We start from the raw sequence: 25,113 nt of genomic DNA, 5'->3' as shown, positions 1-25,113 counted from the left end.
CACGATGGCCAGTTTACTCATCGAGAAGTTTCGCGCGCTCGCCTGAGTGAGTCACTGCCATCCGCTCCCGCGCGCGCGAACCCGCAACGTACAAGACACTCCGCAGCTTCTTCATCTCGCGTTCGCGCGCATCACCCCTCAGGCGAGTGACGTATTTCGGTGGAAAGTCCTTGTCTCCGGTTCGCGCGAGGACGACGCCTCGAAACTCCAGGCCTTTCGCACGGTGCATGGTCATGACGCGGACGAGGTCACCAAGCTTCTCCTCTCGCGTATCCGAGCCAACAATGGCATTATCGACACCTCTCTCGGTGAGGGCCTGAGCGATGTCTTCGACATGGCGCTTCTCGTAGGCGAAGACAGCAATGTCCGCGGCCCGCACTCCTTCCGCATTCCAGCGCTTGATGACATCGGCGATTCCCTGAATCTCGTCATCGGCACTGTCGAACGCGAGTGTCTCCGGCTCCGGGCCGCCGAAGACCGATCGCGCCCCTTCAAGTGTGTCAGCCTCGGTGTCCAGGTCATCGACCTCTGGATCGGCGACCTTCAATGTCCACCGAAGGATCTCCCTGCTCGTTCGATAGTTGATCGTCAGTCTCCGTGACCGCCCGCGCGTCTCAACCCCATACCTCGACAACGGTGTCGGCCGCCCATAGATCCGCTGGTGCGCGTCTCCAACGATGAACAGATCGTCCGTGTCAGGAGTCACCAACGCACGCAACATCTTCCAATGAGCGGGGTGGAGGTCCTGCGCCTCGTCGATCACCGCGTGACGGTAGTTGAACGATGCTCGCAGCTTCGGGTCCGCTTCGAGCGCCGCGGCGGCGCGCGCCGCCAGTTCGGTGAAGGTGATCAGCCCTTCGGCACGCATGAGCCTCTGGAATTGCTCTATCGCCAACCACACATCGGCCCGCTGGGGTCGACTCAGCCGTTGCGAACGGCCACTCCGCGGCACCCGCAGGTAGCCCTTCTCGTCCTGGATCGCGTTACCGAGCACCACGAGCGACCATTCGTCTGCGAGGAACTCCGCATCCCAGTCGCCCGATGACACTTGGGCTGCGCCCCGCCAAAGGTCGAGCACACGACGATCGGTGTCCTGCACGAGAGTCGAACCGTGCACTAACCCACGACCGGTGTCGGTCGTTGCCACCACCGAACGTGCGACGGTGTCGACGTTCTGCACATCGACCTTCTTGAGGATCGGCGGTCCGGCCAGCTCGACAAGCTGTGCTTCGATGGCTTTGACCAGGTTTCGTGTAAACGTCGTCAGCAGCACCTTGGACGACGACTCGGCCTTCTCCAGTCGCTCGGCGAGGTGACGGGCTCGATGGATGGCGGTCACCGTCTTGCCGGTGCCGGCACCACCGGTAATCCGGAACGGTCCGTTCCATCCGTCGTGGTACGCGAGCTTTCTCTGCAACGGGTGCAGCCACACACGCCACTTTGCGAAGTCGCCCTCGAGCACAGCTCGGAGTTCGTCCTCGTTGTCGGCGGCCGCCGCAGTGAAGTTGAGCCGCGAGATCGGTCGCTCCAGCGCAGACTTGACGTCGTTGACGTCGATCGGTTTGGTGTCGTCGATGCCGTAGTCGTGCCACACATCGTCGGGACTCTTACCGAACGCCAGATCGAGAACAGCGTTTCCCTGCGTTGCCGGAAGTGCGCCTGCGATGGCCAGGAACGCATCTTCGCCGGTGACCGTCGTGAGTCGTTCGGCGACTTCGGACGCAACACCGAATCGTTCCAGGTCGAGCTGCCGCACGCTGCTGGGCAAGAACGGTTTCTCTTCTGCCGCCCCCATCGGCGCCGCGTTGTCCATCGCAGTCTGCAACTGGACCTGGTGATAGAGTTCCGCAGCGCCAGTTCTCGAATTGACTTCCAGCCGAAGCGAGTTGGCGAGGTCGTAGGCGTCATCGTGTTTTCTCACCGCCACCAGCGAGAGCAGTTCCGTGTCTCCATCTGCCCCGGACGTGACGAGCACGGCACGGTAGTTGTCGGTGACCCGCGCGGTCCGCACATAGTCGGGTGCGCCTTGTGGATGTTTGAGATCCAGCCCTGGCGAGTCGGGTTCCTTCTGGAGTCGGACCATGAAGTTCAACACCCGGTTGCGAATGCTGCCGTCGAGCCGGTCGTAGGAGTCCTCGAACTGTTGATGCATCAGCACCTGGGTGTTCATTGCGTCCCTCCTGTCGTCAGCGCACCGATGTCACCCACCACCAGGTCGATGTCGCTGTGCTCATCGACCATCCTGACCGTCCACCCATGCTCCTTGAGCCACCGGTCTCGTTCGACGTCGGTATCCACCACCACGGCGACCTGGTCGTCTTCCCAGGCCAACTCCACCTGCCAGACCGAGTCGACCGGGCCGACCTCGAGACCCGGTTCGGGAACAGCGACATCTTTCCGAGCCAGCGCGGCCACGAACCCGGAGACGCTCGGGTCGGTGTACTTGCGTACCGTCTCCCACTCCGACGTCATCGAGAACGCGATGTCGGTGCGCCCTGCGCCTACTCCTTCGAGCGGGATCGGCTGAGCAATGAACTCTCCGAGCGATCGAATCGTCCACATGGCCGCCATCCGCCGCGGCATCACCGCCCCGTACTGCGGTACCGCCACGAACTGGAGGATGTTCGACCATCGCAACCAGTCCCGCCACCGGGCGTCGTGAGCGGGCCCGCCGACCTCACTGTCGGAGTCGTCGAGAACGGTGAGAACTCCGAGAGTTGATTCGAACTCATTCGGGTCGGCGCAGATCCACAGTGGCAGGCCGCTCCACCCGGCACGCGGCACCACCATCACCTGCCCCTGCTCTGCCACCGAGGCGTTCCCGCCCTCAGCCAGACCGACCAGCGTGGCGCCGAGTTCGGCGGCCGTCGTCGGAATCGGCGGTTCGCCCCCGTGCTTGTTCGATTGGGGGACAAGCGCGAGCACCGTCGCCGCCGCCCCGTCACCCCACACATCCGCGTCAGGGTCCGCAAGATATTCGACCAGGAATGTGATCGGGTTGTCCCACATGTAGCGCAGACGCGTGTCCGAGACCGTCTCGGCTGCAGTGTTCTTCACATGCTGGTGTAGGAGTTCCCTCGTCCGGATCTTCGCTGATGTGCTCTCGAAGGCGGCGACGTCGTCCCACCCGATCGACCACACCCGCTTGTCGGCGCGGCGCAGCGCGTCACGCTTCAGAGCATCGTCGGCCGTCCGATTGTTCTCCACAGTCGCGTGAAACTGTTTGCCGTCGAGGTAGATCGCTACATCAGCGGTTTGCGCGTCGACGCGCGTGAGGAGAAAGTCGGGTTCGGTGGCGACACCGGATTCCACGAGTTGAACCAGTGGGCGCATACGCCAGCGACGGGTGTCGCCTCCTGAGCCCGACAACCGGATGTCCAGCTCTTCGCCCCTGGCCCCGATTGCCACCTCGAACGACGCGCCGTCCCGTTGCTCGAGATGGCGCTTGAGTGCCTCCCGGAACCGGATCTCGAGCTCGCTGAGCTGCACCGAACCGATGTCGACTCCGGTGACGGTATCGATGCTCTCGACGTCCCACTCTCCGAGGAAATCATCGAGCAGACGAAGGGCTGAGTCTCGCGATGCATTCGACATCTCGCGCGGTGACAGAACGCCATACAGGCATCGATGGCAGGCCTCCCGTTCTTCTGTACGGCATGGACATTGGGCCAGCGCATCGCGCGCCAGCGTGAGGATGTGTCGCAGGCGGTCGGGCTCGCCGAATCGGTCGAGATACCCTGTGCCACCGGGGACGGTGTCGTGCAGGACGAGGAATCGTCGCACAGCACCCGACGTGTCGGACATGCTCGATGCGACCACCGAGAGGTGCTGTGGGTCTCCCCCGAAGTCCTTGCGGAGTCCGAGCAGAAGGGCACCCTTGAACGACGTCAGCGTCGTCTCGAAGTGCAGCAACGAGACCGGGAGCAGCAGTCGAACCGCCTGGGTCCGCAGTTCATGTGCCAGGAGCAGACGCGCCCACTTGGGATCGGTGCCGCGACGCGTGGCACAGAAGCCCCTGTGGCGCACGTCGTCCAGGGCTGACGCCCGCTTGGCGACCACACCACAATGGGCACACGTCATGAATCCCGGCGCATTCCGAGTCTCGCCGGCGATGGAGAGCTCTTCTCCGGGGGCGTCCCCGAACCCGGTGTTGATCGATCGGACGAGCGCGGCTCGCGCGTATTCTGCCCCGAAGGCCTTTTCCCTGAGGCGCCAAGCCGTGCCGATGTCTGCAGGCTCGATGTCGACGCCGGTGATGGTCCCGAAGAACGTGCGGGTGCGGTCTTCGGCGTCCTCGTCGATGAGCACGTCGTCGTCGAGTCGGTGCACGGCCGACACCTTGCGCAGTTCGAGGACGTCATGCACGGAGCCGGAATCGGCCACCGCCGACGAATGGCACCGCGGACACGACGCAACCGGTGCTGGATCGGTGGTGGCCCAACCGCAATCGGGGCAGAGCCGGGTCGCTCGCCAGTGTGGTCGTGACGACGGTCCGATGTCGACGGCATCGATCTCTACCCGCTTGCCGCCCGCGTAGAAGAATGCCCCGGGAGCCAGCTCCGTGAGGGCAGTCGAGCTTCCCCGCTCGTAGGTGAGGTCCAGCGCTTCCGTCTGAGGTCGTCCTCCGGGTGTGGTTCCTGTGGTCCACCACAGGTGCACGTCGAGCGTGGTCGAGTCGTCCAGGAGGTTGTAGTTGGGCAGCATTCCGATGCCGGATAGTCCGGTCAACGTCTCGAGCTTGCCTCGCTCGTAACGTTGATCGCTCAGCGCCTTGAACTCGCCGGCACAGCGCTTCCGGTCCTCCTGCTCCCTTTCGTCAAGGTGTCCGTGCTTGTCGATCTGGTCCATGGTTGCCGCGAGTTCGTTGAGGCGGGTGCGGATCTCGACGCTCTCCTGCTCCCATCGCGCGGCTGCGGCGGCCACCACGTCGCGCATCCCAGCGGATGCGAACGCTCTGAGGCCCTCTCTCGACTCGTGACCGAGATGCTGACCGAAGAGCGCCAGGAACTCGTCGGCGAGCTCGGGCGCATTCGCGACGCACCAGTCGACCACCGAACGAAGCCATTGTCCCTCGGTCATGCCCTTCTCCAGGCACTCGGAGAGTCTCGTCGGCATGGGTTGCGGAATCTGGCCGGTACCGCCCGCCAGACGGTCGAGACAGAAGGCCAAATACTGGCGTTGCAGTAGCTCGGTGGCATCCAAATATGCAGCGGGCGGCAATACCTCCCCGGCGAGCAGATGCTCGGGTTCGGCGAAGAAGTAGAGATCACGCGGCGACGTGGGTACGGCGGCCATGACGAATGCATTGCCGGTCGAGCGACCCGCGCGCCCGACCCGCTGCAAGTAGTTCGCCGTGGATCGCGGTAACGACGCCAGGGCAACGGTACTGAGATCGCCGATGTCGATGCCGAGTTCGAGGGTCGGGGTGCAGGCGAGGATGTTCGGATCGGACGCGGAACCACCGATCTTGAATCGCGCCTCGACCTCCTCACGGTCGGGCCGGCTGAGCAGGCCGGTGTGTTCCGCGCTCACGATCCGTCTGATCCGCCCGCTGCTGTACATGCTGCGGTAGAAGTTCGTCGCTTCGATCGCGGCGATCCCCAGTCGACCACTGCATCGCATCCGTGGGCACAAAGCCCCTTCCCAGAGAGCTACGCGAGCCCCTGACGATGGCTGCACATGGTGGCATACGGGACATTCGAGCTGTGAGACCTCGTCCGGATCGAGCAGGATCGATGTCGGTTGCAATCCGTAGATCCGAGAGCCTCGTTCACCGGTCCGTTGTTCGAGTGGCCCGTCGGCGGTGGCGAGTTGCTCCATCACATCGACGAGCAACGCTCGCGCTTCTCCCGGAGCGACCTCCAGACAGCGTCTGGTCCAGTTCGTCAACCAGGATTCGCCTTTGGGAGAAAGGGATTGGAAGTCCGTGTCACCCGCAGACCCAGTGGTGTAGAACGACGGCGCGGGACGTCCGCGAGGAAACTTCGGCATGCCGTCCGGGCTTCCTCCCCAGATGGACCACCGTTTGCCTTCCTCCTTGATGTACGTGGCCAGCCAGGGGTGGATGATCCCCCCGTTGATCCGCAAATGGTCGAGGAGCCCGAGCAACCAGGTCTCGTAACGCGCTGTCGGCATCGCCTCGGCGAGACTCAACTGTGGCAGGTTCTGATGTGTCTCCCGGGCGCGTGTGGCGAAGTCCGTCAGGTCGATGTCGACATCGACCGACAGGGCTGAGGTGAGCTCGAGAGTCCGTCCTGTCCGTGCACCCAGGCCTGCCTCGAGTTGGCTCTGGAAGGCCAACCGTGTTGCGAGCAGCCCACGGAGGCGCCCACCGGGATCGTGATCGAGCCAATCGGCGTCAACCGCCAGGCGTCGGACGAAGTCTGGCGGGGCTATCGAGTACAGGTCGTCGGTCGATGTACCCGAGGCCAGACGTTCGGCCGCGGTGGCGAGGTCCGTTCGCTTGTCGCCGACCGAGCTGAACAAGGCCGACCGGAAGTTGAACGCGAAGGCGCGCCCTTCGATGAAGGCCGCCCTGTGTGCGGCGTCCTGGACCGAGTCCGTGAAGACCAGGGTCTTTTTCTCGTCGTCGGCGAGCACACTCGACCCGAACTCGGTGGTGAGCCCGACGCTCAGGAGGGTGGCTACGCTGGAACCCATGTACCGGATGGCGTTTCGAGCGCCGCATGACGGGCATACTTCGTTCGCGGCATCTTCATCGACGGCGGAGATCAGGACTGGAATGGTCGACGGACCGCGCTTGATCTGGATCTCCAGGGTCTCCGGATCGAGGTGGACGGCTCCGTCTTCCCCTGGCGCGGCAACGAGCACTGCTCGGGTCTTGGCGCGTGTGTGTGCACGGGCGCTGTTGCGCCACACTGTGGTTGCTTCCCCCGACAGGTTGTCGCCGAGCTCGCTTGTAGCGGCCATCCAGCCGGCTCGTCCGCACACCCGGCAGAATGCCGCAGGAAGTCGGCGTGGCCCCTCACCCGGACCGTCGTGCCACCAATGGAATTCGGGTTCGGCCGTGACATCCCGCACCATCCGGCTGACTTCTCGAACCCATAGCTGCACCTGGACGTTGACCAGCGGGCGGATCTTCCCGTACTGGTCGCGTACCCGAGCAACTGACAGCAGCGCGAGGAACCGCAGCAGTGCTTCTTGAACCTCGCCGGGCCGTGTCGAATTGTGCACGCCCCACGGGAGGATTCCTGCCTGGGCAATCTCCGTGACAGCGTCCGATACCGAGCGAGGGTTGCCCCCGAGTACGTCGATCACCACTCGGGTGAGGAAGTGCCGCCGAAGGGCCTCACCGATCTCGACCGGGTCGGTGAGCGCTGAGCGCCCCGCTGCTTCTCCACCAGCGCCGCCGAGGATGGCGGCGGCAAGAGCTGCCCAGGTGTCCACATCGGACGATCGAGGAATCGGCGTACGGAGGATGTCGTCCACCGTCGGGATCTCCAGAGCGAAGTCCACATCTCGGACGACGTCGGACGCTGCGAGTGCACTCTCGGTGATCAATGCTTCTGGCTCGAACTGAGTTCCGAAGACGGTCTCGGCGAACTGCCGCAACTCGGTGGTCCGCGATCCGCCACCGAGCGTCGCCGATGTCGCGACCGGTGTCACCCGTCCGAGCGGGCCCCTGTCGCCTGCCACACCGATTTTTGCTCCGAGCCGGCGGATGAGCATCGCGACGTCGGTGCCCTGAGCACCGTCGTAGGTGTGGAACTCGTCCAGCACCAGATACTGCAACGACGTTGCGGCATGTGACCACAGGGCGGTGTCGGCCGATCGCAGGAGCAGAAGATCGAGCATCCGGTAGTTGGTCAGGAGGATGTCGGGTGGCGACTGCCGCAGCGTGTCACGATGATCGGTCAACGCGTAGCGGCTGGAATGGCGACGCTTGCCTTCACCACCGATGTACACGCCCGCGGTGACGTCCTTGAGTCTCGGGTCGTCGTGGATGTACTCGGCCAGCCTGCGAGCCTGATCCGTGACGAGGGCATTCATCGGATACAGGATGATCGCCTTGATGCCCTCCTCTCCACGTGCGGAGGCACGCTGTGCGTGGTCGAGGAGCGGAAGCAGGAACGACTCCGTCTTTCCGGAGCCCGTACCGGTGGTGACGATGGTCGGCTGCGCAGGCTTTCCGTTGGTCGACAGTCGCTGGAACGCCTCGGCCTGATGCTGAAACGGACGAAATCCAGTGGGGAGCCACTCCAATGGCGACACCCATCCTTGACCGACGGATTGGTAGGGCGTCCGGATCTTCAGGTAGGGGCCGCGGAAGATCCCCGTCTGTGAATCCGCCAGGAATCCTCTCAGCGAGCTCTGGGTCGCCGGATCGGACAGTGCGAAGGTCGTGGACAGGTACTCAATGATCGAGTCTCGTGTCTCCTGGGCAAGCAGCGAGGGAAAGCTCGGTTCGGCGCTCGTCACGCGTCGGCCAGCCTCTGTTCGAAATCGGCGTACGCAGCGCGCATCTCCGCCTCACGGTCGGGCTTGTAGAACCACGGTTCGTCGTGGTCCGCATCCGGAGCGAAGGGGGTATACCGATCGAGGAGGTCACCACAGTCCTCACCGATCATCCACGCCTGCAGGAGTTTGTAGTCGTCCTTCTGCTGTCGGACACCTTGCGCGTGGTGATCCTTGGCGATCTTCCGGCCGTTGGCATCGAAGTACATCTCGTATTCGTACTTACGGAGGACCGGGAACTGCGCGCGGAACATCAGAGCAAGGTGCTCAGCGGTCAGGCCCAGCATGAGCGCCGACAGTGCATCGATTTCGACGAGGGCGGCACGGCGCTCGAAGTCGGTGCGGAGGGGCGTTTCCGTTGTCCAGGTTTCTTCGTCAATTGATAATGGGCCAAGTAGCGATGTCAATGGTGAAGTCCACTGATCTGAAGCGAAACCGCACTCGTATAGTGAGTCCCAGAGCGGCGCGTAGTCGTCAGTCACGCAGTTGAGTCGAAGTGTTCTCAGCAGAAGACTGTTCGTCGCAGCATGTTTCACGACGAGCGGAAACCGGTCCACCATTGGGGCGCGCAGATCGCCGGTGCCGGTCAGTTTCACAAGATAGTCATACGGTAGCGACGCCCAGAGCCCAGCCACGATCGCAGTATTCCTCGCCTCCTCTGGTCGCCTTGGCAGATCCTCTATCGTATGGACGGGTGTTGCGCACGTCGATACCGTGCATGTATGCACGGTATCGACGTGCGCAACACCCGGCGGGATCAAAGCAACTTGCAAGGTTCGCTCCATGTTTTGACCGAGGCGCCTTCGCCACGCCAAACGCCAGAATTCCGTCACAGGAGTGTCGAACCACCTCCGAATCAAGCCGCTACGTTTCCTTTCGCTCAAAAGATATCGGTAATTCGACCGCGGCACAAAGTGTTCTCCAACGAGTTCCGGATCTACCTTTACGTAATCCGAACTACCCTTGGAGTGTTCAATAGGCTGTTTGGAGAAGAGATTCAGTGCGCCGAAGTGGGGCGGCTGAAGAACCAAATCGTTGAGCATCATCGGACGCGCAGTTTCCCACTGCGCGACGCCCAGCGATTTGATCTTGTCCTCGTCCCAACACCTAGACCACACGTACTTCTCGGACATCCGGGGCAATCTGGATAGCAGCTCTAGTGCTTCTTCTTGTTCGACGGAGGTCGCTGCCGGCATCTTCGCCTGTAGCGGCGGAGTACCGAGCTCTTCAAACAAACGCGACCAATCGTCGATAGTCGACGAATTCACTCTAATGATCCGCTTCAAATGCGGGGTCAGATCCCACCCCGATGGTAATCGCTGCAACCCCGGCGTCGGTCCCGAACCATCGTGCAACAGTGAACCATCGACGGTCATCGGGTGATATAGTTTCGCGGCCTGCATGAAGGAGATTTCCTGAGTTGAACCATAGATGTGAATCCCATAAGTGCTGGTATCGCTGATCTCCGGAAACAGCATCAGTTCGTTCACAAATCCCCAGTGTCGGCGTAACCTTCGATAACAGTTCGCGCGTAGCAACCCAGCCTTGTCGTGAAAGAAGTGGTCGTCCGGATGCAACAGTCCTGTAACACCGGAAGGTGCCGCCAAGCTCCAGCAGACAATAATAAAGTTCCGATATAGATTCAGGGGCAACTTAGTAATGTAGGGAAATCGATGTTCGGATGTGAGAAAGTTGGCCACTCCCTGATGCGCTGCAAACTGCTCGATAAAGCTCACGAGTGATGAATCGTCTCCGAAATAATCTTCTCTGATTCGCGCATAGCGCTCACGAGCAACCGTCTTCGAAGTGACGAGAGCTAGTTCGGGTCGTTCTTCGGCGAGTACATCATATTCGTTCCATTCGATACGAACCCACGGCGGATTGCCCACCTGAAGATCGAACCCTCCTCGCTTGAACACCGACGCGAAGTCCAACTCCCAGTGGAACACCCCCTGTTCCTGCGCGATCGTACGGGCTGTTCCCAGCCACTGATGTCGCACGAGCAGGTCGGGGACCGAACGCATCCCTGAGAACTCCCGGTCCTTGTCATCGATCAGCGCGAGCTCGTCGAACCCTTCAGCGAGGTCTTGGAACGAGCCTTGAGCCTTATCGACCTTCTTGACGCCTGCCGCACCGAGTAGCTCTTCGAGTGTGACGATCCATTCGTCGAGATCAGGTGGTCCCGGGTGCCCGTCATCGGTGTCCTCCACCGATCCCGTGAGCGGCCAGAACCACAGCGCGCACCAGGCATCCATGGCCAGACGTAGGCGTTCGTACGGGCCTTCGGGATCGTGGAGCTCCTCCTCGACCCTAACCCGGTCTACCGCGCTATCAACGGTGGGAAGGTCGGCACCCCACACATCGATCTGCCGCGAGATCTGCTGCTCGCTGATCTCCAAGCGCCTGAGCACCAACGCCCAGAGTCGCTCCACGCGAGTGGCCAGTGCCCTCAGCCGATCGAGCTGCTTCGCACTGGGCTTCTTGGTGACGCTCTTGCGCCACTCCCGCAGTGCAGACGCTTCGTCAGGTGCCAGTTCCTTGGCCTGCTTGGCGTCGGCGACGGCTGCCCAGCCATCGGCCGGCAGCAAGAAGTGGTGGATCTCGCCATCACCGATGGCCCCCTCGTGCAATGGGCGATCCGTGGGCGGGGTCTTGAGCCAGCTCTTCTTGGCGCGCCCGAGCGAGGTGAAGTCATACGTCGCCCGGCGGGCTCCGATCAGCGAGTTGCCGCGACGGAGGTGCAGACCGAACCACGGCGCTTGAAGGCCGCTGTGCATCACGTTGAGCCACAACGAGACCTCGGCCAACTCCACTGCCGTCGAGTTGAGGTCGACGCCGTAAGCGCGGTGCAGCGCAAGGTATGCCTTGACCTTCTGGAGCTCGGTTGTGTACTCCTCGGGTTGGATCCGCTCTTTCAGTTCATCCTGCCGCCGGCTCAGGTACTCGGCCGCGAGCTGGTTGATGGCCTCGTTCAAGAAGGCGCCGCTACCGAGTGCCGGCTCACAGATCCGGTACTGGAGGATGTCGGCCGCGGTCGTCTCGTCGGTGATCAACTCAGCCAACGCGTGCTTCACCACGCATTTGGTCAGGACCTCCGGGGTGTAATACGAGGCGCTTCGCTGTCTGTCTCGTCCCGACAGCCGGAACACAAAGCTGCCCTTTGCATGTCGAACGATGTCCTTGCGGCCGGTCAGCCGATCCTCGCGCCAGACGATGTCCTTCTCGTCGTACTCATGTGATCGTGTCGACGGCACCAGCCAGGAACCCTTGTCGGCGTTTCCGTCTTTGGCGACTTCGACCACGTCCTCGGAGGCGATCAACCCGGAGTACGACATCAGGCCCTCGTAGACGGCACCGAGCTGGTTGATGCCGAGTTGCGCGTACGAGATGTACCCGCGCTGGCGATTCTTGCGCTTGGAGGGTTTGGACAAGAGCAAGAGATTCAATACCTCTTGCAGCACACGGTTACTGAGCCGCATGCCCTCGCCGTCGATCAGCGGGGTCTTCTGAGGATCGAACAGGTCTGAGCGCAATGGCTCGAAGACCATCGCCTCGGTGTCTTCTCTACCCGGATTATGGCCCGTGTTCACCAGGCGGAAAAGTCGATCGAGGGACTCATGGAGATGATGCCCATCGGCGGATCGTCCGGTCAGGGGTACCTGGACCAGCTCGCGCAGCCGATCCAGGCCATACCCCGACTCATACTCAGGGGTCCCGACCGGCAGCACACCTAGCTCCGGTCGCGCTTCGGCGAAGAGCAGGAACAGGATTCGGTACAGGAACCGAAGTGACTGCGTGGTGAGATCACGGGGTAGCTCCGGAATCCCGTCCACCGACAGGCCGGCCTCACGTCGGCGTGTCAGGACCTCATTGGCGATCTTCTCGATCGAGATGCGAAGTCCCTCACGGAGATCTTCGCTCACTCCGACAGCGTGCTTCTCCGAGTCCTCTGTGTAGTGATCGAGCTCGGTCTTTCCGTCCTCATCGGGCAGCAATGCGTCCGACGACCACAGTCCTGCGTGGTAGGCGAGTTCGCCGACAGCCTTTTCGTCTCGTCGATCGAGAGCGGTGGCGACGTCGAACGCAAGGTAGCGCCCTTCCGCCCAGCGCGCGACGTCGGTGAGGAGCAGCGCACTCCCGGCGATGACCAACAGATAGCGTGGCGGGTCATCGGTGACGAAGAGTTGGGTGATCGCGTCGGTAACCGAGTCCACCGAATCGGTTTTCTCGCGGGTGATGTGAACGCGGAGAGGATCGATCAGCGCTGCATCCCCGCCGAAGAGCGCGTCGGTACTGTCGACCGGAACCGCTTGCAGTATATGCAGGGAATCGGTACTGGTTGCGCTGGCAAAGCGCCCGAGCAAGGGCACTGCGATTGCCGTCTCGGCTTGCGTGGTTTCGAGCACAGTCGGGACCGCCTCGAATCCGACGGCGGCCAGGAGTTCGACGTGCAGGTCGGTCACCCTGCCGACATAGTCAGCTGATACCGGCGACGGGAGATCACCGAGAGCGGTCAGATACCGACCCGAGATCGACGAGAGGCCGCGTAGCGGCGTCTTCTTGTCCTGGTCCGCCAGCTCCTTCCACCGTCGCGAATGCTCCTTGAGCTTGGCGGGGAACACCTCGGCGAGCCAATGCTCCGAGAGGAAGTCGTTGACATTCTGGATCGAGTCGAACATCGGTCAGACTCCCTTCCTGGGGATGATGACACCCACGACGCGGACGAATGGATCGCCAGACGCGGCCAGCGAGTTGATGATCTCGCTCCAGTCGCCCGCTGTCTTCTGGACCTCGAGCCGAGAGTTCTTGCGGCTGCCGGCGGCGGTGGTGATCGTCAACGCCGTCTGCTCCCAGGCCTCAAGACTCGTTCGATAGCGTTCGACCCGGTCGAGAAGATCGGCTTCGAAGTCGTCACGACGTTCGCGGAGGTGGGCGAGGGCGGCGTCGACTGCAGCGGGAACGTAGTCCTGGAGACGCTCGATGTCGTCATCGCCGATTCCCGTATTCGTCGCGCCCTCTCGGAGCCCTGCTGTGTCGACGATGTCGTCGAACGCGAGCACCTCGGGTGCGTCGGGCAGCCCGCGAACCGCACCCCAGTGGGCGATCGATGGACTACCGGCGTCGTTGGACCACACAGCCTGGGTGAGGAAGAACGGTTCGTCGACGGCTCCGCTGACGACTGGGATCTCGTTCCGGCCGAATCGGCCGACCGCCCGGTCACCTGCCCAATCGAGCACCGGATGAATGGGGGCGAGGAAGTGGACGTCAGGCCAGGAGGTCTTTTCGTCCCTCTGAGCTCGAGCCAAGCGCTCCTGAGCGAACCCGGCGCTACCGGTGAGGCGTAGGCGTTTCTCGATGCCCTGCTCATAGCGGTAGTCAGCGGGGAGGTCGCGAAACCGTGTGATCAGGTCGTCCGGAGGGTTGAAGGCGATCAGGTCTGTATCGGGATCACGGTGCACGTCGAGATCGATACTGCTCTTGGCGGTCGCGATGTCGGCGAGTTCGTCGGTGAGGTAATTGTCGTCGTCCTCGAAGAACGAGAGCCGTTCGGCGGTTTCCGGCGCGGGATCTGCTTCGTGTTGCCCGCCCGAAACCATGAGTGCAGCAAAGGGGTTGAGCTTGTCGGCCTTGGCGTCAGGGACTATATCGTCGACGTCCTTACCCTCGCGGATCGCCCTCATGACGGTATCTTCTTCGATCCGCGCATCATGGACGTCGAGGAGTACCCCCGCGTCGCCGAGGGCCCTGTTGGCCTCGTCTTCTTTCTTGAGGAGTTTGGTGACCACGTTGAGGTCGTCGGTCACGCCACCATCCGAGGTGAGGGCAAGTGCGGTGATCTGCGGCCGATGGAGCTGGCCATACCGATCGATGCGGCCGTTGCGTTGTTGGATGCGAATGAACGACCACGGAAGGTCGTAGTGCACGAGGTGATGGCATTCCTTGTGCAGGTTGAGTCCCTCGGAGGCCATGTCGGACGCGACGAGCACGCGGATGGGTGAGGTGCTCTGCCCGAAACCCTCGACAACATCTTGGATCTTCTCGTCGGAGAGTCCGGCGTGCATGATCTCGACCGCCGCGAGTTCCTTGTCCTTCGCACGCGCGAACTTGAGTCGTTTGGTGATCTCGTCTCGGAGCCAGCTGAGTGTGTCGACGCGTTCGGAGAACACGACGACGCGGGTGTCGGACTTCTTCCCGACACCGATCGTCTGCAGATACTCGATCAGGGCGGTCAGTTTCGCCGGATCGTTGGACTCCGCGTCGGAGGTGAGCTCGTCGAGCCGCGCGAGCGCTTTCGCTTCTCGTCCCGACCCGTCCTCCAGGTTGCGCATGCGGCGTCCGATACTGGCCCGGAGTGCCGACGGCGACGACAGGAAGGCCTTGTACAGCGTCCACGGGAACAGCTGCCGGCCTTGGCCGGAAACGACCGGCTGTCCGGTGGGATGCAGCCATACGTCTTCGAGTTCGTGCAGAACATTCAGCTCTGCCGGTGTGGGTATGACGCCGATGATGTTGGGTTGCTTACGCTCTTTCCATTTGTGCGCGACGTCGAGCTTCACATCAGGCGAGTTGCGGTGACGTCTAACGTACAAGTGCTCGATGTCCTTGGCCGAGTAGTCGTCAGCGTCGGCGATGGCGGTCGGGTCGAGCAGGTTGACCAGTTCGGCGAAGGACTCTTGTCTGCCGTTGTGCGGGGTGGCGCTGGCGAGGATCAGCGCGTCGGTCTGCGCCGCAAGCAGTCTGGCGAGTTCGTTGTTCTGCGTGCCACGGTTGATCAGGTTGTGGCATTCATCGATCACCACCGCATCCCAATGCTGGTTCTTCAGGTGATGCTTGTATCGCGCTGGATTCTTGAGGGTGTCGATGGAGACAATGACCCGCTTGTAGTAGCTGAACGGGTTCCGGGACGACGGCAGTTCTTGCTTGACCTTTTGGATGCCTGCCGAGTCGAGACGGATGAGTGGGAGCGCGAATCGCGTCCACAACTCCTGCTGGAACTGTTCGAGCACTGCGCGCGGGGTGACGACCAAGATGCGCTCACCGCGGCCGCGACGGATCAACTCGGACAGCAGAATTCCGATCTCCAGCGTCTTGCCGAGGCCGACGGCGTCGCCGATCAGGATGCGCGGACGCAGGTTCTGCAGTGCTTGTGCTGCCGGCCTGAGCTGGTAGTCCATGCGGTCGAGGAGCGCACGGTGCCCGACGGTGATGCGGGTGTCCGCGGCCGGGACCGGACTCCCCCGCCGCACCGACTCCAGCCACAGGCGTGTCTGTCGGAACCCGGGTGAGGTGTCGGCGACCGGCCGACCGTCCTTCGGATTTAACCGGTCCACTCTGTCGAGTTCGGGATGGTCGAAGAAGATCGCGTCCTGGTCTCGGACCAGTTCGCTGACGCCCGTGACCTCAACACGTGTTCCGTCGAACTCGGTGGCCCGGACCGCACGGACGAGCCATTCCTCGTCGCGCACGATCACGCGCTCACCTGCGGCAATATCTGCCACCGTCGTGCCCCTTACCTACGCCTGGACCTGTGCCAGGTATTCGCTGAACAGTCCTGCATCTTCCTCGCCGGGCTCGTGCGTCCCGAACAGCAACGCGCGGTCGAGCAGCGTGTTGTTGAGTTCGCACGAGGTCTCGGGTGCGAGCACGCACGCGTGGCACGCCGCGAGGTTGAGCGCGTCGGTGCCGGATGCGGTCGACTCGATGCAGACCGGGTCGGATGAACACCACGAGAGTCGGATGAGACCTTCGCGGACGGCACTCGCGAACTGGTCGGGATCTGCCTGAGAGGCAACACCTCCCAGGCTTCCCGCGGAGTCGGAGCTGGCGGTGTAGATGAGGATGCCTGCCATCTCCTCGTCGACGAACAGACGCTCACGTAGTGACGATGCCGGGTAGCCGGCGTCGAGGGAGAGCTGGTCGATGAGAACGTGGGCGAAGGTGTGGAGGGCGACCTTGGCTATATCGACCTTGATCGGCGGCTTGTTGAACTGCTCTCCTTGCTTGTTCGCTGAGGCCTGTAGCTTTCTCCTGCGGCCCTCGGGGAACGGCTCGCATGCCCATGACGTCAGCGCCTCGCGGTCAAACGCCAAGAAGATTCCTTCACCGATCACTTCTATCGCGGGCAGCCAGTCCTTTGGCTCTCCGGACAGCTTGCACATGGTGTCCGGATCAGCCGCCCCGTTCAGCCGAGAGAATCCGTACAGTGCCCGTACCTCGCGTAGGCGGGTCACCTTCCGCAGGTCCGTCAGCACCGCGGGTACTGGTTCTGGAAAGTCGCCAGCTGACCCAGCCCTCTCGCAGACGAAGTCCGACTCGTCCTTGACCCCATCCGTGCCTTCCAGCAAGGCACCGAATTCCTGCTTTCGAAGTTGTTCCTCCCCGATCGCTTCACCTTCCTCATCGCCACGGCGACGCTCGGCCTCCGCAACGATCTGGTCGACCGTAAATCGGCCCCGGGACTCCTCGGCGATGTTCCGCAGCAGCACATCGTTCACGCCTGCGGGATCCTTCAAAGAAGTCCAATGCTTGTTCACGAACTTCGCCAATGGTTCTGAATACGGTGGAATCGAGATCGCCGAGCGAACCGCCGGAAACCAGACATTGGATGCACCGCGCTGGAGAACTCGCGGTGTCTCTCCACAATCTTCCGCGTACTCCGGGCCGAGCCACGGGCGCTTGCCCTTACAGACCAGGACCCCTTTCATGGCATTCGAACGCGAGGCTCCGTCCAGGGACCGTTCCTTCACCCCGCAGCTGCATTCGAGGACGAGGTCCTCGAGCGAGGAGGTCCGGCCGAGGGACTTCATGACCATCTGATGCGTGTCACCCGGTGTCGTCACCTGATGGTTGTGAAGCCATTGGAAGAATGGGAACTCGTCGACATGGCCTCGCATGCATGCCGTGATGAGACGGAAAGGGGAGAGCGCAGCGCCGGAGGGCCCTGCCTTTCGTTGGCACTTGCACTTGTCGGCGTTCCAATCACCGCCAAGGTCATGGGTTCTGCCGATCTTGCGGCACGCCGGGCAGATCTGCGTTTGAGGGAAGCGGACTACCGGAACGTCGCGGGTCTTCTTGTCCTTGGGGCTCGCCGGGGGCATCTTGAGTTCACGCACACCGAGAGAGCGTGCGAGCCTAGGCTCACTGACCGCCGGCGCGCGATCCTCGTTCCAGTAATCGAGACCTGCAATCATGAAACTCGATGTCTCCGAGGGAAACAGGCCACCGATCCCATACGTACTCAGCAACTGGCTGCGACGTGCCTTGGCGTCGATCTTGCTCATGCTTTCCCCTTCATAACGACCTGGAACAGGCCGCTCTCGGCGTCGACGTCACGCATGCTCTGCAGGGTGGGCCATGGAACGTCATCTTGCGAATAGTCGACTTCGTCCTCGGTCAGCGCGTCCTCTGGCGTGATCAGTAGTGAGGCCTCATGGTTGGTGTTGCGATACTTCATGTTCGGTCGTGCCTGCCCCTCACTCGCCCAGACATCCAGCAGGGCATCGACCTCTTCGCACGTCGCGTCCAGCTCGTCCGCCGCCACCTGCGCAGCTCTGGACTCGATCAATCCGGCGATCTCGCGAAGCTCATCCCAGTACTGATCCGCAAGGTAGGCAGCGTTGTTCACGGACATTTCGGGAATGAGAAGACGTGCGAGGGAGATCAAGACGCCGTGCAGGCCTCGGTCGCGAGCACGAGCGGCAAACGGTGTCGCACTCGTTGCCTCGACCGCACGGTAGAGCGCCTGATGGAAGGGCGTGAAGCTCTCATAATGAGAGCGGTCGCGCGACCGTGCCGAATTGAAGATGGTGACGACAAGGCCCGGGTGTTGCCTGCCTACACGGCTCGTCGCCTGGATGTACTCGGCGCTGGCCTGCGGCTGTCCCATCACCGTCATCAGGCCCAGTCTGTCGATATCGACACCCACCGAGATCATGTTCGTCGCAAGGACGACATCGATCGGAGGATTCTTGCCACCCACACGTTCCTCGAGCTGCTTGAGATTCGCCGGTATTTCCGATGAGGCAACCCGGCTCGTCAGTTCGCTGATTACGATCCGGTCGCGTTTGTCGGTCCCATTTCGCTTTGCGAGCAGTTCGAGTCGTTCGCGAACATCACCTTCGACCTGAAGGTTGGCACTTCCTAACACTCTTAGGCTGTTGAAGTATCCGAGCAGCGTCCAGTACGGGTCTCGAGTGTCGTCGTCGCCCTTAACATCTTTAGCTGCTTGCAGAAGAGCCGCGTACACCCGGACGAGGAGGGTTGCGTGGCTGGTTCCCGAAGCCATGACTCCGACGTAGCGCCGGGTACCGAGCTCATCTTTGCTAGACGGCTCCGCGAAGAACGACATGTCCGGGTTGATGCCAGGCGGCGGAAAGAGTGCAGCCTTCCTGGCGAACACCGCCTGGATCTGCCTGTCTGCGCGACGAATGGTTGCGGTTGACGCAATCACCTTGGGGCGCGCTCGATTTGCCTCCTCCCGCAGAGAAGTCACCGTGCAGGCGAAATCGACCGCGGTCTCGTATAGTCCGACCATCGAGCCAAGCGGGCCCGAGATGAGGTGCAGTTCGTCCTGGATGATGAGCTCAGGCGGGCTGCCTTTGCCATCGCGGGCGAACAGTTTCCCGACGTTGTCGTTCCAGCTCATCATCGCGAACTTGTCCACAGTTCCGAGGATCAGCTCGGGCCTCGCTTCGTACACGTCCTGGTCGATAAGGTGTACCGGCAACCCCGCCCTGAAGTCGCAGCGAGACTGATTGCACGCCACAATCAGCCGGTCTTCCGGATCACGTTTGACCTTGTAGTTTTCGTGAGTCAATGGCGCTCCACACCAAGGACATTGGGTGAGTTGAACCGGATTCTCGGATTGCAGCTCTTGGTTGTTCGCCAGCTTTCGAAGCGATGCCTTGGCGTCCTTGATGGAATTGGGAGTGGCACCTGAGCCCACCCATAGCCCGATCGAGAAGCTGCGCGATCCGAGTTCCGGGTTATCCTTGCGAACAGTTTCCAGCGAACACATAAGCATGGACGCTCGTTCGAACTGCTGAATCGTCAGCAATCGCAACGTGTATCGCATGATCACAGCGACACCCATCGCGGACGAGTTCTTGATCCGCCGAAGGAAGATCACGAAGGCCACCAACCCGAGATAGGCCTCCGTCTTTCCGCCACCGGTCGGGAACCACAGGAGGTCGGCCACGTCTCGGTCTTCGTGCTTCGGATCGGCGATCCCCGGCAGATTGAGAAGGACGTACGCGATCTGGAACGGGCGCCACGCCGCTTCTGAACCGTCGGTCAGTTCCCCGTCCTTTGCGCCCGAGCGCACCCAGTCCTGCCGGGCTCGCTGGAGCTGCATGGCGCGGTTGGCCAGGCGAAACGCCTTGAACGCGTCGGGATCGTCCTCGAGTAGTCGAATCCCGGCATCGATCCGACCGGCGGCGGACCGCATGTCGGCGAGATGACCTTGCGCGACAGGCCGCAGTTCGGCGGCCACCGCGACAGCACCGCTGTCGATGTCCCGCTCGAGGTCGTCGATCCACTCGCGGTACTTTGCCGTCAGGCCTCGAAGATTCGTCGTCACCACGTCCGGCTTGTCCGCCAGTGTCGCCATGCTGAGATCGATGCCTTCAAGCGTCCCGGGCTTGGCTCGATGCACCTCGTGGGAGGGGATGAATGTCGTCGCAACCTTGGACACGGATCCGTTTTCAATGGAGTCGAGATCCCAGTCGGCCGCGCACCCGTGTCCGATGGCGAACGTGTAGGCATGCCGATACATCAGCGCCGCACTGGCCAGGTCCGGGTCATGTTCGAGATTGCGCGGTGCCGAGCGGTCGACGATATCGGCAGCCTGGGTGTAAACGGCAACTCCAACTTGGAACCACGCGAGCGCATCACGCAGATCACCTTTGACCGATTTATGGGTGTTGTTGAGTGCGACTGACACCGTGACGATGCCGTCACGTTCGGGCCGGACATAGCGGTACAACTCGAGGCCGGGCTCGACATCAGTGCGATAGACGCCCGGCTTGTCCAGCTTCTGACTGTAGGAATGGCCGGTGACAGGAACGCGCTTCCAGTCCAGCGCAGCCTCATCGTCGTCGACAAGCTGCTCGTACCTCGCCGCGGTGGGCTCGATGGTGAGATATCCCGCAGCTGCGCGCACCGAGAATGTGAAACCGACCGATGATGGAAACCGCATGCGCGCCTGGGCAACCGGGCTGCCGTCGTCGGCGCCTTCTGCATCGGCCTCGGCGCCCTCTGGGTCCGCTGCGCGTTCCTGTTCGGCCTCGTCCGGAAGCTCGTCATCAGCCGGGCGCGGCCACAAGGCGCCAACGATATACCGGTTCAGGGGCATTTCCTCGATCGTCTCGTTCTCACCGCCTGCCGGACCTATCAGGTCGGCCGCAAGTGCGTCGACCATTTCCTCCCGAAAGCGATACTTCTCCGCGAGTTCGTCCTGCTTGCTCATCCCACTGCCTCCATGACATCCCACTGCGGCCTGGCAAGCCCCACCACGCGTGGGACCAACCAGAAACCTCCGGGTCCGAGCCCGGCCTCTTCGGTGAATCGCGGATCGCCCGCCATCGACTCGACGGACACCAGCATCAGGTCCACGAGCTCGGCAGGCCATGTCCCCGGCTTGATCTTGAACGCCGACGCGAATGCTGCGCCGAACTCTTCGGTTGTGCGGCCAATCGGCACCCCATCGGTGGTCAGGGTGTAGATGGGGAACTCGAAGTCGGACCGCTCCGTATCGAGGAGTCCTTCAACGGGCCACCCCGGGGATGCTGCTTCGAGCACACGTTGAACGGCTGCTGCATCTTTCGGACCGGCGCTCGTGGGACGGCCGACATAGACGTCGGTGTGACCGAATTCGATCGCACGCGCCCGGGAGCTGCCGTTTGCGCCGACACGTTCCTGAAGCCTGTTCGCAAGCCAGCCATGCTCGCGAATCGACGATCGATGCCGGGTGGGTTGAACGATCACGACGTTGTCCCTCGCCCGCGTCAGCGCTACATACTGCCGACGCACACGGGCCCACAGATCGCCATCGTCGGGCTCGTAGCCTGGCTCGACGATGAAGACATTGTCGAACTCCAGGCCCTTTGCCCGGTGGATCGTCGAGACGATGACGTCTGCGTCGTCGCCTTGGGTCAGCGTAAGCGGCACGGTGCCGGACCGAACGCGATTCCGCAAGCGACCGAGATCGATTTGCTGATGGTTGCGCGATGCGCCTTCGGCGGATTTCAGCAGGTACCACGCGTCACCGCTGTCGAGATCGTCCACCATCCGCTCCAGCGCGGCTTCTACGTCGGTTTGGGCAACCACCGGTCCGGCAAGCTCTGCCAGCGCCGGCGCGATCCATCGCGCGGCGCCGAAGGATTGAGCCGGCCTCCTGACTGCGTGGCGTATGCCTTGGTCGGCCATCGCACGCGAAATTCTGAGGACCTCGGCATTGCTTCGGCAGAGCACCGCGGAACGCCCGGCGTACAGCGAGATGAAATCCCAGTCCTCGACTCTGTCCATGTGTGGCAAGGAAGCCTCGAAGTCCGCCAGGCTTCTGATCGCTGCCTGGGCGTCGTCGAGGTTGCGCAGATCTGGGGCGAGGTCGACCACTCTCTGACAGTCGTCACCGCGAGCACGATAGTTACGCGACAGCGCCACCCGTCCCGCATTGTGATCGCGTGTAAGCCGACCGTAGAACTCGTCGAACGACGTTTTGCTCTTCGATTCTTCCAGCACGAAGTCATAAATCCCCTGGAGCGGGTCCCCGAGAATAGTCAGGCCGGCGTCGTCAGACAGTTTGTCGAGGATCGCGAGCGTGAAGTCGGCCCGGTCACCCACGAGGTCCTGCACCTCGTCGATGATGACGTGTTGAAGGTCTGCGATCAGGTAGGGCGCGCCATCCGCGCGGCGCAGCATCTCCGTCGCCTGCCGGATCCGATCGTCGAATGTGCCCGTCGGTTCGATGTCCTCATCAAGTAGGAGTTGCGACGCGAACGAGTCGAACGTCCGAACGTTGACCTCGGCAGTCTCCCGATCCGCGAGTCGCGTCCGAACCGCATGAACCGCGGCGCGCGAAAAACTCAGCACAAGGAGCTCCGTCGACGCCGAGAGTCCCTCCTGCTCGATCAGGTGCGCCAACCGCGACGCCACCACTTCGGTCTTGCCCTGACCAGCGCCGGCGATCACGACAAGCCGCTCGTCCGCGTCGGCCTCCGCGACCCTGGTCTGTTCCTCGTCCAGCCGAAACTCGATCTCCGCATTCATCGTCTACATCCTGGTCTGGCCCGCGGGGCGTTGGTGGTGACTCGTACTAACCCTCGTTCACCTCTACCGTACGAATGCGCGCAGATGTGACAGTCCGGCCGAATCACATTGGTCCGATCCAGCCGACAACGGGAAGTCTCACAGAAGTTTTACCTTGCCGCCCTGACAATTTCGCTCCCGCCATCTCGAATGGCCAGACACGACTTGGTAAGCGACGCAATAAAACTCGAACATCTGATCGATTGGACAACGCACGTTGGTCAACGGTGTAGTCCGGCCAGACGACACGGAGTGTTCATTTTCGACAGTCGATTATCCGTTGCTGCGGCGATGTCTGAGCACGGACAGGTCCAATATGATCCAGTCCGCTACCAGGTCGGGGTCCTCGTGTTCCCAGCAGCGCCGCACTGTCCAGCCTCGGTCGGTCAACGCAGCGTCCGTACGGCGATCGCGAGCTACATTCGCGTCGAGCTTCTGCGCCCACCAACCGGCGTTCGCGGCGGGGCGAGTTGCGTGTTCGGGACACCCGTGCCAAAAGCACCCGTCAATGAAGACCGCGAGCTTGAGGCCTCGCCAGGCTATATCCGCACGCGTCCGCATATCGGGTTCGAGCTTGACGTCGGTCCGGAACCGGATCCCACGCGCGTGAAGGCTCCGTCGTACTCGGGTTTCGGGATCAGTGTTCTTGCTTCGCTGGCGGCTCATACGGACGCGCACGGCATCGGAAGATGCGGGCGGCCGGTCTGCTGTCGAACTACGCGCCTCGTCAGGTCGCACCGTCTCAGGATAGAACCCGGCGGCTGAGACACGTCGCAGGCCGGAGCTCTCCGAGGTGGTCGACTCGTGGCCGCGGTGAGGACGAGCGCACCAGGCAAGCTGCTAAATAGACGAAATGGCCTCCTCTGGCCTGCGGTACGTGATCTTCTCGGCGTACAGATCGACAGTCGACTGAAGGAGCACTTGGAGATCGCCTCCATAGTTGGCCTCGATCATCCTGACCACGGTTTCAGCCAACAGACCACCTGCGATCAGGATGACAGGGTACTGGTCATCGATGATCCCGATCTGGGCCTGCCTGGAGAAGGAACCTGTCGTGACGTAAACGCCGATCCAGCCACGTCGTAGGCGAGCCACGACTCGCGCCACCTGCTCGGGCGAAACGGTAGAACTCGGGATAATGCACTTGGCCTGCCCGAGGACGACCACGGGGGTGCTTGCGCTGATTGATCCCATATCGATGCGGCCGATGAAGTCAACCCCTCCATCGCCCGACGGACGAGATAACCAGCCTTCCTTGTATTGAGCCCCCGACTTGCGGAGAACCTCGGCGGCGACCCAAGATGCGAGCAACTCGAATGCGTGCTTCTGTCCGTCATAGAACCTGTACAGGGTTTTGAGGACTTCGGCCTCCTTGCTCCCCGGATCAGGCTGCTGCTCTGGCGCGCTTCGCACTGTGCTGGCCAGCACCCGACGCCTGATGCGCGGGATTGCAATCGCGCCCTCGCGCACCCACCGTTTCCACGCGGCCGGCGCGTATCGGAGAGAGTCCGCCGAAGTCATCGATACGTTTCGTCTGTCGTCAATCCACCGGAGGTCGATTCCATCTATGTCGGTCTCGGCGACGACAGCGAGATCGAGGACGAGATTCGGGAAACTCCGGCCCGACTGAGGATCGCGTTGAACGACGTGCTCCAGGCGTTCGATGATCGACGCGCCACAAAACTCGACATGGCCCTTCACCACAGCACGTCCAGCGCGGTAGACAGTGATCGCCCGAAATATCAATATCGGCGGCGCCAGAAGCCGCTCCTCCATCGTTGTTCCCGAATGAAGCCTGGCCGCTTCGAGCAGAAGTCGATTCCCTTTTGTGGCACCAGGTAGCCCGATGGTCGACGGTTTGTGATCACCGTAATAGCGAACGTGCCCGTGATCGAGGTCGAAGTCGTCGTGCCAGGGGTTCGACTCGTGTCCCGCCTTCCATGGGCTGCTTCTGATCGCAACCAGTGGGCGTCGGTTTCCGTCTGGCGCGACCAGGTCGGCCGGGGCGTTTATACCGGCTTCGAGCATGACCTTCGGCAAATCGAGGGCTGACGGGCTCATCAGCCAGTGGTAATTCGGCAATCCGTCTATCGACAGATCGCTCTGGTCAGCGCCTTGTGCGTAACGCAGTTTGTCGTGCACAGCCACCACCCGAGGGGCCGCCAGAGCCATCTCGGGCGGACTCCAGACGACGTCTGGGCGCTGCTTTTCCTCGAACTCGTCAGGCACGTGCATTCTCCGACCTTCTCGTGAGCGACGAGCACATCCTACGAGCAATCCGACTGACGGCGAGCCTGTCAGTCTCCGCATCTTGACCGCGGCCACTCCCGC

The 25,113-nt window shown here is 62.3% G+C and carries 9 protein-coding genes; all 9 read right to left on the bottom strand.

All coding sequences use genetic code 11. The features are described 5' to 3' along the window. Positions 1 to 13 precede the first annotated feature (13 nt). Complete coding sequence (locus ACPXCG_RS17885) at positions 14 to 2,170, bottom strand: UvrD-helicase domain-containing protein (RefSeq protein ID WP_425793365.1); 2,157 nt, start codon at positions 2,168 to 2,170, stop codon at positions 14 to 16. Then, on the bottom strand, positions 2,167 to 8,439 hold the full coding sequence (locus ACPXCG_RS17880; RefSeq protein WP_425793364.1) for a DEAD/DEAH box helicase: 6,273 nt from the start codon (positions 8,437 to 8,439) through the stop codon (positions 2,167 to 2,169). Before ACPXCG_RS17880 ends, ACPXCG_RS17885 begins: the two co-directional genes overlap by 4 nt. Then, complete coding sequence (locus ACPXCG_RS17875; RefSeq protein ID WP_425793363.1) at positions 8,436 to 13,154, bottom strand: Eco57I restriction-modification methylase domain-containing protein; 4,719 nt, start codon at positions 13,152 to 13,154, stop codon at positions 8,436 to 8,438. The genes ACPXCG_RS17880 and ACPXCG_RS17875 overlap by 4 nt, the downstream gene beginning before the upstream one ends. 3 nt (positions 13,155 to 13,157) lie before the next feature. Then, the gene (locus tag ACPXCG_RS17870) at positions 13,158 to 15,974 is read right to left on the bottom strand and encodes a DEAD/DEAH box helicase (RefSeq protein ID WP_425793361.1); all 2,817 of its coding nucleotides are present in this window, start codon (positions 15,972 to 15,974) and stop codon (positions 13,158 to 13,160) included. Positions 15,975 to 15,989: 15 nt separating this feature from the next. Further along, positions 15,990 to 17,756: a DrmB family protein gene (gene drmB / locus ACPXCG_RS17865; protein ID WP_425793360.1), complete on the bottom strand. Its 1,767-nt coding sequence runs from the start codon at positions 17,754 to 17,756 to the stop codon at positions 15,990 to 15,992. Beyond that, positions 17,753 to 20,941 (bottom strand): helicase-related protein, encoded by a 3,189-nt coding sequence (locus tag ACPXCG_RS17860; RefSeq protein ID WP_425793359.1) that lies wholly within the window; start codon positions 20,939 to 20,941, stop codon positions 17,753 to 17,755. The genes drmB and ACPXCG_RS17860 overlap by 4 nt, the downstream gene beginning before the upstream one ends. Next, positions 20,938 to 22,743, bottom strand: coding sequence for a UvrD-helicase domain-containing protein (locus ACPXCG_RS17855; RefSeq protein ID WP_425793358.1), 1,806 nt, complete (start codon positions 22,741 to 22,743; stop codon positions 20,938 to 20,940). Before ACPXCG_RS17855 ends, ACPXCG_RS17860 begins: the two co-directional genes overlap by 4 nt. 312 nt (positions 22,744 to 23,055) lie before the next feature. Next, positions 23,056 to 23,448 (bottom strand): very short patch repair endonuclease, encoded by a 393-nt coding sequence (locus tag ACPXCG_RS17850; protein ID WP_425793486.1) that lies wholly within the window; start codon positions 23,446 to 23,448, stop codon positions 23,056 to 23,058. A 174-nt stretch (positions 23,449 to 23,622) separates the two neighbouring features. Continuing rightward, the gene (locus tag ACPXCG_RS17845) at positions 23,623 to 25,011 is read right to left on the bottom strand and encodes a restriction endonuclease (RefSeq protein ID WP_425793357.1); all 1,389 of its coding nucleotides are present in this window, start codon (positions 25,009 to 25,011) and stop codon (positions 23,623 to 23,625) included. Between the last annotated feature and the right edge of the window lie 102 nt (positions 25,012 to 25,113).

The organism is Gordonia sp. DT218 (assembly GCF_049847105.1).
Classification (GTDB): domain Bacteria; phylum Actinomycetota; class Actinomycetes; order Mycobacteriales; family Mycobacteriaceae; genus Gordonia.
This window is presented reverse-complemented; position numbering and strand designations above follow the sequence as displayed.

Coding starts and splice junctions, on each gene's coding strand:
- ACPXCG_RS17860 (WP_425793359.1), bottom strand. CDS start 20,941: ATGAGCAAGCAGGACGAACTCGCGGAGAAGTATCGCTTTCGGGAGGAA.
- drmB (WP_425793360.1), bottom strand. CDS start 17,756: ATGAGCAAGATCGACGCCAAGGCACGTCGCAGCCAGTTGCTGAGTACG.
- ACPXCG_RS17875 (WP_425793363.1), bottom strand. CDS start 13,154: ATGTTCGACTCGATCCAGAATGTCAACGACTTCCTCTCGGAGCATTGG.
- ACPXCG_RS17850 (WP_425793486.1), bottom strand. CDS start 23,448: ATGAGCCGCCAGCGAAGCAAGAACACTGATCCCGAAACCCGAGTACGA.
- ACPXCG_RS17885 (WP_425793365.1), bottom strand. CDS start 2,170: ATGAACACCCAGGTGCTGATGCATCAACAGTTCGAGGACTCCTACGAC.
- ACPXCG_RS17855 (WP_425793358.1), bottom strand. CDS start 22,743: ATGAATGCGGAGATCGAGTTTCGGCTGGACGAGGAACAGACCAGGGTC.